7 protein-coding genes are annotated in these 14,671 nt (G+C 44.6%); 2 read left to right on the forward strand and 5 right to left on the reverse strand.

Features of this window, described 5'->3' with window-relative positions:
• On the reverse strand, nucleotides 1-588 hold the full coding sequence (locus G6053_RS16000; protein WP_108633869.1) for a sigma-70 family RNA polymerase sigma factor: 588 nt from the start codon (nucleotides 586-588) through the stop codon (nucleotides 1-3).
• Nucleotides 589-946: 358 nt separating this feature from the next.
• On the opposite strand from G6053_RS16000, the gene G6053_RS16005 reads away from it, so the two are divergent.
• Complete coding sequence (locus G6053_RS16005) at nucleotides 947-2,590, forward strand: trypsin-like peptidase domain-containing protein (protein ID WP_165307121.1); 1,644 nt, start codon at nucleotides 947-949, stop codon at nucleotides 2,588-2,590.
• Here G6053_RS16005 and G6053_RS16010 read toward each other — a convergent pair.
• The 3 genes from G6053_RS16010 to G6053_RS16020 form a co-directional block, all read right to left on the reverse strand.
• On the reverse strand, nucleotides 2,587-4,221 hold the full coding sequence (locus G6053_RS16010) for an alpha-L-fucosidase (protein WP_165307122.1): 1,635 nt from the start codon (nucleotides 4,219-4,221) through the stop codon (nucleotides 2,587-2,589). The genes G6053_RS16005 and G6053_RS16010 overlap by 4 nt on opposite strands.
• Nucleotides 4,222-4,473: 252 nt before the next feature.
• Nucleotides 4,474-6,078, reverse strand: a complete 1,605-nt coding sequence (locus G6053_RS16015) for a RagB/SusD family nutrient uptake outer membrane protein (protein WP_165307123.1) — start codon at nucleotides 6,076-6,078, stop codon at nucleotides 4,474-4,476.
• A gap of 16 nt (nucleotides 6,079-6,094) precedes the next feature.
• Entirely contained in the window at nucleotides 6,095-9,202 is a 3,108-nt protein-coding gene (locus G6053_RS16020) for a TonB-dependent receptor (protein ID WP_165307124.1), read from the reverse strand.
• A 571-nt stretch (nucleotides 9,203-9,773) separates the two neighbouring features.
• On the opposite strand from G6053_RS16020, the gene G6053_RS16025 reads away from it, so the two are divergent.
• Nucleotides 9,774-12,137: a glycoside hydrolase family 127 protein gene (locus G6053_RS16025; protein ID WP_165307125.1), complete on the forward strand. Its 2,364-nt coding sequence runs from the start codon at nucleotides 9,774-9,776 to the stop codon at nucleotides 12,135-12,137.
• Between the two features lie 5 nt (nucleotides 12,138-12,142).
• Here G6053_RS16025 and G6053_RS16030 read toward each other — a convergent pair whose 3' ends face one another.
• Nucleotides 12,143-14,644, reverse strand: a complete 2,502-nt coding sequence (locus tag G6053_RS16030; RefSeq protein ID WP_206531748.1) for a sugar-binding domain-containing protein — start codon at nucleotides 14,642-14,644, stop codon at nucleotides 12,143-12,145.
• Nucleotides 14,645-14,671: the final 27 nt, after the last annotated feature.

The raw sequence follows: 14,671 nt of genomic DNA on the forward strand, positions 1-14,671 counted from the left end.
TTAAATTTTTCCAAAAAGAACGATCAACGAGAGCAGATAATTAAAGGAATCGCGTTTCAAATGTTGGCGTAGCAGGCCTAGGGCACGTAATTTTTGATTTTTTACCGTTTGAATATTTAGCTGCAATAGATCCGCAATTTCCTGATTGCTGTTGCCTTCGAGGTAGCTTAGCTGAATAATTTCACGTGCTTTTGGAGGTAGCTTCTGAATGGCATCGTATAGTTCGGCCATTGTTTCAGCGTAGACAACCTCATGCAAATGGGATTTTTGATCCGGCTCCTGTTGCGCCACGTAACTATCGACCCGATTTAATCTTCGCTTCCGGGCGGTCTGGTGATTGATTCCTACATGACGCGTAGCCTGATAAAGGGCTGCCTTCAGATGTGATAAACTTTCAAAGCGCCGCCTGCTCTGCCACAAGCGGATAAATCCCTCCTCGGCAATATCTTCAGCTTCTTTACTTTCATCCACAAAACTCGATGCATATAAACAAATGCGACTAAAATAACGGTTGTATACATGCGCGCAAGCCTGCTCCTCCCCGTTTAGGAAGTCTTCAAGCAGCTCTTTTTCGCTCGTATAGTTCATCGGTAGATCGGTTTAGCAAGCAGTTAATCTTTTCGTGGATAAAGATAACTAAAAAGAATGGATACTTCCTATGGCCGACCTATTTCTAGATTTTTCCTATTATTTTTTCTTAATTTTTCTGTATTAAGCCATAAATTTTTCAGCAAACCGCATTAAAAACAAGCTAAGGTCAATAATTTATTCAGAACTGTTTCTTTACCCTTGTTTTTCTGTTAACAAATCCGCTACCTTTGAGCTGTGGCTTTGTAAAGCAAAACCTAATCCAATAAATCAACCTATTTGCAGTATGATACCTTGTTCCAAAAAATTTTCTGAAAGCACCCTCCTCCAATACCTCATTATTTGGACAATTTTGTGCTTGATCACGTGTTACAATTGCTGCTTAGCACAGAGCAAGCAGACCGCTGACCGCGAGATACCGAGATCTATTATTGACCGGGCGCTAGCGGCTTCCATAAAAATGTTCGGTATAGACAGTGTGAGCGGTCAACAAAACAGTGCGCCTTTCAGTGGAGTCATCGTGTGCACGGATGGATCTATCCTCACTGTGGCGCATTCCACGAAGCCGGGCAATTTCTATCGTGTGATTTTTCCTAATGGCAAGCAGGGTCTTGCCAAAGCGCTCGGACGACTTGTCGTCGACCAACAGAGCAACTTGCCCGATATTGCCATGATGAAGATGCAGGGCGAAGGCCCCTGGCCTTTCGCCGAGATGGGCTGGTCCTCATCCATCTCTGAAAAACAACGCTGCTTTGGGCTATCCTATCCCGAAACCCTGCCCTTCAACTTTCCCTTTCTTCGCGCTGGACGCATTCTAAAAAAAATGGATGACTATGGTTTCATTCAAAGCAGCAGTATCATGGAGCCCGGTGATTCCGGAGGCCCCTTGTTTGATGCCCTAGGCCGCGTAATAGGTCTACATAGCCGTATTGACGCTGCGGAGGGTAGCAATTTTGAGGTTCCTGTAAACAGCTATCGCATCTATTGGCGGTCGCTGACTCATCCAACTGCGATCAGCAGTTACCCCACTGATCCCGATTCAATCGGTAGTGATCCCTTAGCAAAAAAGCTCGCGGAATTGGGGCTCAAAAAACCAGCTCAAGATCCGAAAACAAACGTTCAGCCCATCCCCATCGGTAGTACATTAAACGGATATCGAACGCGTATATTAGGTACTGCATTTAACCTGGCAAACAATAAGCAGGTAATTTTATCCAAAAGCAGCCAGGTTGGTGCGGCGCCAATCGCCACAATTCACAACAGAAACTATGCCTTGAAGATCTTGTTCAGAGATGAAAAAAACGACCTAATAGCACTTGTGAGTGACCATAAATTTCCGGCAGTCACTGCATCGAAGATAGCCGGGCAAGGCCTTCCTGATTCCTTACTCGGAATAAAGTTGTGGTCGCTGCTTGCGGCCAATCAGCGTAAAACCGGTGTCCTCGGCATGTGGCCCCAAACATTCCCACGAATTCCCATCCCGGGAACGTTCGATGCACAGATGCAGGAAATCCAAGGCTTTCCAACATTAACAAAAGTGGACAGCATGGGTGCTGCAGACCGAGCCGGACTTCTTGCTGGCGACAGAATGATTGCATTAAACGGTCATGATGTGGCAAGCGCCGCCAAAATCAATGCCGCGATGCAACAATTTTATGCAGGTGATACACTCCAGGTTCACTTCCGACGCGGGGTGACCGAGCTACATACGAAGATCATTCTTTCCAGATGGAACCTTCGGGAAAATCCACATCCGGCCAACAACATTCCTCAAGGAAAGTCATTGCGAAGGGATAATTTTCCGCGAGTATTTATCCACGATTCACGCATTCATGCTGACGAATGTGGAAGTCCGATCGTCGATAGCAAAGGCAATTTTATAGGACTCAATATCGCACGCTTTAGTCATACAGCCTGCCTTGCTATCCCTCGAGATACAATTCTGGACGTTTTATCGAAAGCGCAACATCTAATCAGTAGTTCGAAAAGTGAAAATTATTAGGTAATTTTCAATACCGTAGAGACATTGTTTTGAACGAAGCCGTCTGGTAGGGATACTTGCAGGGCATTGTCCAGTTGCCGAAAGGAAATCCGATCATCAGTCCCGAGTAACTGTATCTGACTGACCTTTCTCGTATGGGCGGCAATGCGTCCCAATGACTTAATTGTAATTTGCTTTTCGGTCGTTGTTCCCATGATAAAGGCATACAATGTATTTCCTCTTGTCGTAAAACGGATATCATCGCCGGTAAAAGCTTTTCCCTTTCCTTCATTGAAGCCCTGTACACTCAGTGAAGGCGCTTCCTCCTGTGCGGGTCCTTCGCCAAAAATATGCCATGGACGTGTTCCAAAAATGGCTTCTTTATGCACCACCATCCAACTTCCTATTCCCTCAACGACCTCCTTTGCCCGGTCGTCGATAGAACCATCACCGCGCAAGGGTACACTTAACAATAAGTTACCGTTTTTACTGACCACATCAATCAACATATGAATAACGGTTTTGGCCGATTTATAATGATTATTATCGTAAATCCGTCGATCATAATGCCACGAACCGATACAGGTACAGGTCTGCCAGGGTTGCGGTTCAATGGTATTGCTCTGTCCACGTTCGATATCCCATACCAGGCATTTCCGTTGCTGTTCATTCAGGATTTTACCGTTGATTACCACATTGACCTTGCCCTTATTCGCCTGCATGCTCTTATTATAAAAGTCGGCTGCTATTTCCAGTCCAACATTGCTTATTGGATAAAGTGGCAGCACAGTATCGTCAAAGTAAACCATGTCGGGTTTGTAGTTGTCCATCAGTTCAAGGGTACGTGCTTTAAAATTTTCACAGTACATTTTGTTAGGTACGCTCACGCCGGAGGCGACATCCCAATGCCACTGCCGATGAACCATATTGTCGTCATTGCTATCCAAACTAAGTTCATGATCCTGAGCGTAGAGTTCCTGCGGATCGTAATCCGCCCACCATTTTCCTGCACCGTCTTTCTTTGTCAGCTTCCCATCATAAGGTACTCCGGCAAACTTTCCGGCTTTATCACTTCGTTGCGCCGGTTCATACCAGGTCCAGGCATGGGCCGCATGTACGCTCACACCAAATTTGAGCCCTCGCTTTTTAGCAGCACGCTCCCAGCCGCCAACAATATCTTTTTTGGGACCAACATTCACACTATTCCATTTATGGTGGCTGCTGCGATAAAGATCCAGATTATCATGATGATTAGCCAAAGCCATAAAATACTGTGCACCCGCATTTTTATAGAGCTCCATCAGCTCCTCTGGATCCCAATTTTCAGCTTTCCATTGATGGATCACATCCTTGAATCCAAAAACGGAAGGATGTCCATATTTTTCGACATGATACTGATATTGATCCGATCCCTCCTGATACATGCCACGTGCGTACCAGTCACCCCTTTCAGGTTGACACTGTGGTCCCCAATGGGCCCAGATACCAAATTTGGCATCCCTGAACCACTCAGGTACCTGATAGTTTTCTAGTGAACGCCAGTCGGGATGAAAAGGAGCTTTTCCCAGATAAGTTTGGGCAGGGCTAAATTTACTCAGGAAAAGGCTCGGAATAGTCGCACCGAGACATTTAATTGCTGTTCTTCTATCCATTGTAATCTGAACTTCGATTGGAATGCTTTGAGCCCAAAGTGCCGGACAAAATCATTCGGTTTATAATTTGTTATTTTCTCTAAAATCAAAAATAACTGTATTGTCCTAGGAAAGAAACTACATAATCGATCAATACTAGTACAATATCGACACCGGATTCTTTTTGTTCAGTTGATTCCCAAAAAAGGTGCCCTAAAAAGGGCACCTCCACCTAACACTAACTATGAATAAATAACCAATAACTTTCTCAGATCAATTGTTCATCTCATTACCTTTTAAATTTTTATTATTATCCAGTTCTGCTTGAGGGAAAGGATAATACATGGCTTTTGGCGACCAGCCCCCTTTCTTTAAAGGCTCCAGCCAGGCGGGATCGGCCATACCCCACCGCAAAAGGTCAAAATATCGTTGATATTCGCCCAAAAATTCAACAAATCGCTCATGCACGATAATATTTTTAATGGTGGTCAACGAAATACCGTTTTTCACTAAACCCTGCGCAATCAATCCGTCTACATCGGGAATTGTTCCATTTGATTTTTGATACCACATGTGAGGCTGCTCATCAGGAACGATATTATTGGCACGCTTACGCACAAGGTTGATATATAGCTTGGCACCGGCTATATCACCTCGTTCGTTAAGACACTCCGCATAAAGAAGAAGGACGTCACTATACCGAAAAATGCGGTCGTTATTGCCGTTGTCAAAATCCGCTATCTGCACATCTGGGCAATATTTTCTTGTACCATAGAGATCCTTATTGGTCGCCAGATTTTTCATCCAGTCCGTATAAGTGGTGACCTTACCATCCAATTGCGTAAACTTTGCGCCATTCTCGCACCATAAGGTCATAAACCTTCTAGGATCTCCATCTTCAAATTCATCATGTGCCATTTTATTGGGAGCGAGATTCCACCAAGCGCCACCGGTGCCGTCAAACATGCCGATTTCCTGCCATCGCCACGAGCTCGATATATCGTCCCCGAGCCAACCTGGCCCATTATAGAGTTGTACCTCGAAAACAGACTCCTGATTATTCTCTTTCGTTTCCAAAAAATTATCTCTATAGGAGGACATCAATTGGTACTCCTTACTATCAATAACACTTTTTAATTGAATCTCAGCATTTGCAAAATCCGCCGTCTGTCCTTTTGCCAGAATGGGTTTATAAAGGTAAGTTTTGGCGAGATAAGCTTGTGCTGCACCTTTTGTTGCCCGACCAATCATTTTACTATCGGCATAGAGTGCGGCCCGCGTTGGCAACAATTCCGAAGCTTTTTTAAAATCATCTACGATCAGTGCGTACACAGCACCTGCCTGTGAATTGCCCGGATAGTAATCTTCGTTTGTTTCCACCGGTTTGTTAATCAGCGGAATGGTTTCTCCAAAAAGTATTCCGAGATGCAAATAATGCAACGCTCTCAGGAAATAAGCTTCGCCCAAAAGTCTATTTTTTCTATTCTGCTCTATTTCACCTGCAAAATTTGTTATACGGTCGATGGCCAAATTCGCCGCAAAAACCCCGTTCCAAAAATCTTTCCAGGTAAGGGCTGCCATCCCATCACTAGCAGGAGTATTGTACGTATCCTGATACATGGGCTCCCATTTAAAGGTATGGTTATAATCGTCCCCGGGAGCCAAAAGTTCGTAATACAAACTACGTGCATATCCCCCCTGCGTACGCCCGATCAGTGCTTGGTATGCGGGTATAACCGAATTTTCCAATTGATCTGCTGTTTTATAATAAGTATCTGTCGACAATTCCTGCGGGTTGGAGAGATCCAAATTTGGTTTACAGCTCGAAAACTGTAATAACAGAGTAGCAGCAGCAAGTTTAATATAGTGTCTGTTCATGATTTCTATTTAGTAATTAGAATAAAATTTGAATACCAAAAAAATACTCCTTAGAATTAGGGAAACTCAGTCCCCATGGGGTTTGTCCATCTATTCCACGGCTTAAGTTAGAACGTGTATCACCCGAGCCAACTTCTGGGTCGTAACCCGAATATTTGGTAAAGGTCAGCAGGTTCTTTGCGCCTACATAAAACCGCAAACGATCGATCTTCCAGCGATCAAGCGTCGGGCTAGAAAAGCTGTAACCAATATTGACGACTTTGAGCCGCAGATAAGAACCTTCCTCAACAAACCTGTTCGAAGCCCTTAAATTCTGATTAGGATCACCAAGTACAGCACGTGGAATATCGGTATCTGTATTTTTGGGATACACTGTCGTTTCACCGGATACTGGATTTTTGAAGATAAGTTCTTCTGCACGGTAGCGATCCAGCGTTGAAGCAAAATTATTATAGTAATGGTACATCCCCTCGCCCCAATAGCGGCTATTGTTGTAGATGTCGTTTCCTTGACTTCCCTGCCACATCATCGACAGATCAAACATCCCTATAGCACTGTTATAGCTAACATCAGCATTGAAACCATAGCTAAAATCGGGTATTGGGCTTCCCAAAAAGTCCTTATCCTGATCATTTAAGACCTTGTCGCCATTTCGGTCGTTGAACCGTACATCCCCAAGTGCTGCATTGGGCGCAAAAGCTTTATCTTCATCCAATTGCGTTTGGTTAGTATATAAACCGTTGGTTGTGTAGCCCCAAAATTCCCCCACTGAACGGCCAACGGCCGTCCTTGTGACATTTTCTCCCCCAGGCGAGATACTTCCCCATAAAATTTCATTATTGTTGCCCAGGCTCAGCACACGGTTTTTCACAAAAGAAATATTGGCGCCGATACGATAGCCAAAATTACCTACCTGATCTTTGTACGATGCCAAGATATCCCAGCCCCGGTTCCGTATGCTGCCGGCATTCAGCACGGGAAAGTTGTTGACATAGCCGGCGGTAAACGAAATGGGTACATTGATCAGCATGTCCTCCGTCTTTTTATTATAGTAATCGACAGTCAGTGCCAACTTATGATCAAAGAGTTCCAGATCGAGACCAAGGTCAGTTGAATACTGACTTTCCCATTTTACATTCGGATTGGAGGGCGTCTGTGGCAGGGCACCCGTGACCATCACATTGTTCAGGTAATACCAGACATGATCGAAACTAACCGTCCGTTGATATTGATATTGTGCAATATCCGAATTCCCCAAAAGCCCATAACTACCGCGTAGTTTCAATTCGCTGATCGCAGGAAAGGCTTTCATAAATGATTCCTGGCTGATCCGCCAGCCTGCTGATACCGAAGGAAAATTGCCGTAACGATATTGGTTGCTAAAGTTGGCCGATCCATCCCTTCGCATATTAAATGTCAACAGGTAACGATTGTCATAATTATAGTTGATCCGACCCAACATCGAGTACATGGCCGATTGCCCTACACCTGATCCCACAAGACGGGAACTGGCCAAGGAAGCCGAATTGAGGATCAAAACATCTGGACTGGGCAAACCACGGGCACCCGCGTTTACAGCATTGTATCGCGATTCTTCCGAGGTGATCCCTGCCAAAGCAGAAATCGCATGTTTTCCAAAATTATTTTCATAAGTCAGCGTATTTTCAAATAACCAGCGGTTATTCTGACTGCTGGATATATTGAGCTCATCAGGACTATGGTTTTGATATTGACCGACCGAGTAGTTGCCGATATATCCCTCATTCCGCACACGGCTAAGGTCTATTCCCATGTTAAATTTATAAACCAGTCCTTTTATGATTTCATAGGTAGCCCAGGCATTGCCGTTTACCGAAAAATTGTCATTGACATTTTTGTTGAGATAAGCATTTGCCAAAGCACTCTGTACATCTGTTCCATTCCCTGCTCCTGCAAATCCTGTGCTGCTGTTCGCATCGTACAACGGTAATGTCGAGGACCACTTTTGTGCATCGATGATATTTTTATCGCTCCAGTTACGACGGGTATAGCCCAAGGATAGTGTTTCACCTATTTTGAGTTTTCCCTTGGTAAAATCAGAGATAAATTGGGCCCCATAATACTTGTTTTTATCCTGAATAATAATGGATTTGTCTGTAGCATAGATACCGCTCAGCCGAAAATTGGCATTTTGAGATCCGCCCGAAACCGAGAGATTATGCCTTTGGTAATTGCCAGTCTGCAACAATTCATTCATCATATTATACCCCTGCCCGATGGCGGACGGTTTGGACAAAGCGGCTAGATAGTCTTGGCGCGAAGGATCTTTATTGTACATTTCCTCATTAATCAGTTCGGCCAATTGTTGACCGTTCAGGAGGGGCACATTGTGAGAAATATTTTTGATGCCGGCGAAAGCATTGTAATCGAGCTTCACATCCCCTGCTTTACCCCGTTTTGTGGTGACCAAAATAACACCATTGGCCCCCCGGGCACCATAAATGGCACTTGAAGCAGCATCTTTCAGAACCTGGATGCTGGCAATATTATTTTCGTCGGGCATAGCTCCACCGATCATTCCGTCAACCACATAAAGCGGATCAGTTCCGTTAATGGATCCAACACCCCGGATACGGATGGCACCATTGGTTACCTGCCCCCCCGGCACAGCACTCTGAAGCGTGGCAATCGTTCCTCCGGGGACTTTCACAAGATCTTTGGTATCCACAACAGCAATAGAAGACGTCAGATCGACCTTCTTCTGCTTACCGTAGCCCACCACCACAACCTCATCTACCGCAATTTCTGAAGCCACAAGCGGGATACTGATTTCCGAAGAATTACCGATTACATATTCGACATGATTATATCCTACATTGGATACAATAATGGTTTCGCCTGGATTGAGCTTGAGTACAAATTCGCCTTTCTCATTTGTTGATGTACTGAGGGTTTTGTCCTTCACTTTGATCGATGCCCCGATAATCGGTTTCCCTTGATCGCTTACGATCTTTCCGTGAATGACTTTTTCTTGAGCAGACAGTCGCCCTATGGACATTAACATGGAAGCCATTAACAACCATTTTACTTTCCTGTTCCTTTCTTTAGGAAAACAAAAGAAAGAAGACACATAATTTCTGTTCATAATCTTATTTGAGATAAATGTCTTATTGCCCCTAGAGGCGAGTACCTGGTTATTTATTTACACGAATTGGTTGTTACTAGCATACTGACTGTAGGCACTAAAAGAATACAAGATGCATTGCTAAAAATCCATTGTTCCCATTCTCGGATCATTCATAAGAATGCGCTAGCGGTTCGCCAATTGGTTATTAAGCAAAGCTATAGGTTTCGAAAAAATGACCTTGCAACAAATAATTAAAAGAAGGGTAAAAATGTCTAAAACCAATAAATTAACAGGTTAATGCCAGGTGTCTTCAATACAAGTTCAGACCCTTCTTCCAAATTTCGATTCGCAGGAGGTATAATCAATATAACATCAATAAGACGTACGGCGGTATTCCTCCGATAAAATTGCTTCAAATCAAAGGATCAACAGGCATCTAAATATAGCAACATAATAAATGTTAAAAAAACATTTAAAAATAGTTTTGTAATTTATATCTTTGGTTTAACGATACAATACTTCGAATTATCCAATAACCAACTTGTTGCATACTTTGATCATGCAGCTGATTACATACCTTAAATTTGAAATGAAATTAAATAGTAGTCTTTCCCAAATAATCTTTGTATTCGCTTTTTGTTCATCTTTATTTGCACAGTCACCCAAACAGCTAAACTATTTCGATCTAAAGGATATTCGATTATTACCGGGCCCCTTTTATCATGCACAACAGCTTGATTTGCAATACCTATTGGCGATGGATCCTGATCGTCTACTTGCTCCGTTTTTAAGGGAAGCTGGCTTACCTGTCATTAAAGAATCTTACACGAACTGGGAAAACACTGGTTTGGACGGTCATATCGGCGGTCATTACCTTTCTGCACTCTCACATATGTACGCTTCTACTGACGATCCGCGGATCAAAGAACGACTTGATTATATGATTATAACCCTGCGGCACTGTCAGCAAGCAAATGGAAATGGCTATATTGGCGGTGTCCCGGGAGGTAAACGCATCTGGGAAGAAATTCATATGGGTAATATCCATTCAAGCACTTTTAGTCTAAATGGAAAGTGGGTTCCGCTTTATAATATTCATAAAACCTACGCCGGATTGCGCGATGTCTACTTGCTGACGGCTAATCAAACCGCTAAAACCATGCTTATTGAGATGACTGATTGGGCTCTTAGATTGGTTTCTCAACTGTCTGAGACTCAAATACAGGATATGTTGCGCAGTGAACATGGTGGTCTCAATGAAATTTTTGCAGATGTCGCTGCAATTACTCAAAACCCCAAATACCTGGATCTTGCGCGAAAATTTTCTCACCAATCCATCTTGGTCCCCTTAAAACAACATCAGGATAAATTAACGGGATTACATGCCAATACGCAGATCCCGAAAGTTCTGGGCTTCGCACGAATTGCAGAACTCTCCAAGGATGTGGAATGGACCGGGGCCGTACGCTACTTCTGGGATAATGTAGTATTGCATAGATCCATTGCCATCGGTGGGAATAGTGTCAGTGAACACTTTAATCCTACAAACGATTTTTCGAAGATGGTTCATAGCATCGAGGGCCCCGAGACCTGTAACACCTACAATATGCTCAGGCTCACAAAAATGCTGTACCGTACAGATCAACAGGCCAAGTATATGGATTTTTATGAAAAGGCATTATATAATCACATTTTATCTACCCAACATCCCGAACACGGTGGACTTGTCTACTTCACGCAAATCCGTCCGGGACATTATCGCGTCTACTCCCAACCACAGACGAGTATGTGGTGCTGCGTGGGGTCTGGAATGGAAAACCATGCCAAGTATGGCGAAATGATTTATGCACATACACAGGATGACTTGTACATCAATCTCTTTGTTCCCTCTCGACTAAATTGGAAAGAAAAGGGAGTCGAGATCATTCAGGACAACAATTTCCCGAAGGATCCATATACCTCGTTGATCATTAATTCAAAAAATAAACATGAATTTACTCTTTATCTACGTAAACCTAAATGGCTGAAGACTAAGCCAACTATATCAATAAACGAAAAATCTTATCCCATTACGGATTCCACGGAAACACATATTAAAATAAAACGTACCTGGAAGCCTGGAGATCGCCTGCGTATGGAATTACCAATGGAAATCCAGGCCGAACAGTTGCCTGACCAAAGTAATTATTATTGCATATCCTATGGTCCTGTTGTCCTCGCTGCACGCTCCGGAACAAATGATTTAACGGGACTCAAGGCCGACGATAGCCGGATGGGCCATATTGCATCTGGAAAGCAGGTCCCATTGCGCGATATCCCTATCCTAACAGGTGATCCCAAGGCCATCCCAACGCTTATCCATCCTGTTTCCTCCAAACCATTGCATTTTACACTCACAGGACTTCACCGAGGAAAAGACACACTAAAAATGGAACTTGAACCTTTCTATGGTATTCATGACAGTAGGTATATTCTTTATTGGCCACAAGCAACCTCTGCCCAACTTCAACAGCTGCAGGATAAAATTGAAAGGGATGAACGCGAAAGCCTTGCCCTCACTGCAATCACGGTGGACAAGGTTATTGCTGGAGAACAACAGCCGGAATCGGATCATTTCTTTCGGGAAGAAAGTAGCAAGGCCGGGAGCACTGACGATACGCGTTGGCGTGAAGCCAGCGGCTGGTTCAGTTACCAGCTAAAAAATACAGATGCTAGTGCACTATACCTGAAGTATATGACAGATACTGCGCTGCGGACCAGCGAAATCTGGATCAATGGAATCCTTGTTGAAACCCTAAAGAGCACTGATAGCAGTGCTGTTGTTAAAACCTCGCGCATAAAGCTTCCCAAAGGAAGTACCGCTATGTCGACAATAGAGGTAAAAATCAAGGGGACATCAACGTCCCCCAGTCATAAAATTTTAGAAATACGGACACTCCGCTCAGATGAATAGGCCCATCAGTTAAAGCTATAGGATACCGTGGCGGCTTTCAGCCAGGGTGAGGTCAGCCGAATGGTAATCTGGTCCCCCGATTTGCCCGTTGATTGTACATATACGATCATTTTGCCTTGATGGACCCGCTGTTTATTATCCGTATAATCACCCATATCGGCATTGTTTCCGGCCTCCATACCCAATAAACGTGCATTTCCGGTAATATCGCAGGTAATTTCATCTTCCGAAAGAACCACGGGAATGCCCTTTTCATCGACAAGCTGCACCATTAGCTGCAGCAGACCACCCGCTTTAATCGACGGATCCCCAACAAGCACCGTCTGAATGGATGCCGGCCGTTGGCTGGATTGAATCGCATGGCGGACAACTTCTTTTCCATTGCTGTCCAGCCCGATCACTTCCAGCCTACCAGTGGCATAAGGGATATCCCAAAAGATAATTCCTGTTTTTGCATCGTATTTTTTCTCATCACCCACGGTCTGCCCATTCAGTGCTAGCCGGGCTGCAGCACTATTGGTATAGCAGACCACCCGGATCAGCTGACCGTCCTGATAATTCCAGATCGGCCAGGCATCCATCGAGGGTTTTTCGTTTTTTCGTTGTTGCTGCTCAGTTTCCGAAGCTGACCACACATCCGTCCTCGTGGTCGCTCCTGCCAATGGATAAGTTCCCAAATAAGCCATGGGTTTTTCTGCCCACAGAGATTGGCGAAAATATCCCCTGGGTTTGATAAAGCCAGCAAAATCAAGTAAGCCCGAATAAAAACCGCGTGAAGGCCAACGGCCCGATTCGCCTAGATAATCGATCCCCGTCCAAAGAAACTGTCCAAATATATGCGCATTATCGCGTACAGCCAGCCATGCAGGAAGATCATGCCTATTTTCGCTTCCAAAGATTACGCGCTTCGGGTAACGCTGATGATCTTCCTGATATCGGCTTTCGGTGTAATTATATCCCGCAATATCAAGTGCTCCGGGGTAGGCTGTTTCATTGGACATCGCCACACCCGCGAGGCCTGCCGTTACCGCTCGGCTTCGATCGTATTTTTTTACCACAGCAACCAGACGTTTGGCAATATCCCCCAAGCGCATGGCATCCGGCGCATCTGTTTTATAACCACCATATGAAGCTTGTGTAAAACCACCTTCTTTTTTTTCGCCATTCAAAATCGGATGCGAATAGGGATCATTGGGATAATCCACTTCATTGCCTATGCTCCAGGCAAATATTGAAAGGTGATTCCGGTCCCTTTGGACCATATCGGCCAAATCCCGCTCCCCCCACGCTTCAAAAAAGTCATAAGCTCCTTCAAAACCAGGTACACCGACATTCCAGCCCTGTAGCCACTTTCGCTTCGGAAATTCCCACTCATCAAACGCTTCATCCATAACCAGCAGACCAAGCTCATCACATAAAGTATAGAGTGAGGTAGCTTGCGGATTATGACTTGTACGTATAGCGTTAACACCCAACGATTTTAAAGTGAGTAAGCGACGCTTCCACACTTCGGTATAAACCTCGGCACCGAGGACACCGGCATCGTGATGCAAGCATACACCTTTCACTTTCATCCATTGGTTGTTTAAGGCAAAGCCTTTATCTGGATCAAAGGTAAAGGTCCTAAAACCGGTTTTTACTTCGGACTGATCTATCTGCTTGCCTTTTTGCCATACTGTCGTCCGCAATGTATATTGTATAGGTTGCGTTAAGCTCCACAGCTTTGGATTTGATGCTGTCAATTTCAGGTCTAGGCGTGCTTTATCTGCAGCAGCGATAGTAAGCTGCCCGGATTTTTTCTCAATGAGCCTGCCTTCGGCATCGATGAGCTCCTGCTGCACGGTAACTGGGCTACGCAATGACGAACTGTTGACCACCGTAATTTCAGTATGGAGTATTCCTTTCCCACCCTTAAGTTCCGGATAGGCATATACCCCCCATTGATCCAGATGCACCTGATCGGCCTTGACGACCCAAACATCCCGGTAGATTCCGGAGCCTGTGTACCAGCGCGAATCTGCGCTTTTGCTATGGTCTACCATGACAGCTATGGTATTTTCCTTTCCGAATTCAATATACGGGCTGATATCGTAGGAAAATGATACATAGCCGTTGGGTCGCTTCCCGACAGATTTGCCGTTGACAAAAACTTCACTGCGGTTGTAAACACCTTCAAAATAAAGAAAGATCTTCTTTCCTTGGTCTGCAGCAGGTATGGACAGTTGTTTTCGGTACCACCCTATACCCCCGGGTAAATATCCCGTGGCGCTGGCGAGGTTTGGACTCAAAGGATACTTTACGCCCCAGTCATGTGGTAACCTGACCGATTTCCAGGCCTGCTCGTTTAGTGCTGTTGCACTTTGCGCTGCTCCTGCGGTTTCTAACTGGAACTGCCAGTCTGCGTTGATCCGCTGAGCGAACCCAAACCCCGGCTGGGCGTAGAGGGTACTCTGCCCAATTAAAACTGCCGTAGAAAGCATCGCTATATTTTTAATAATTGTTCTCATGTTATATAATGGTTTAGGTTGATTTGA

This window comes from Sphingobacterium sp. DR205, assembly GCF_011064245.1.
In the GTDB taxonomy this organism is placed as follows: domain Bacteria; phylum Bacteroidota; class Bacteroidia; order Sphingobacteriales; family Sphingobacteriaceae; genus Sphingobacterium; species Sphingobacterium athyrii.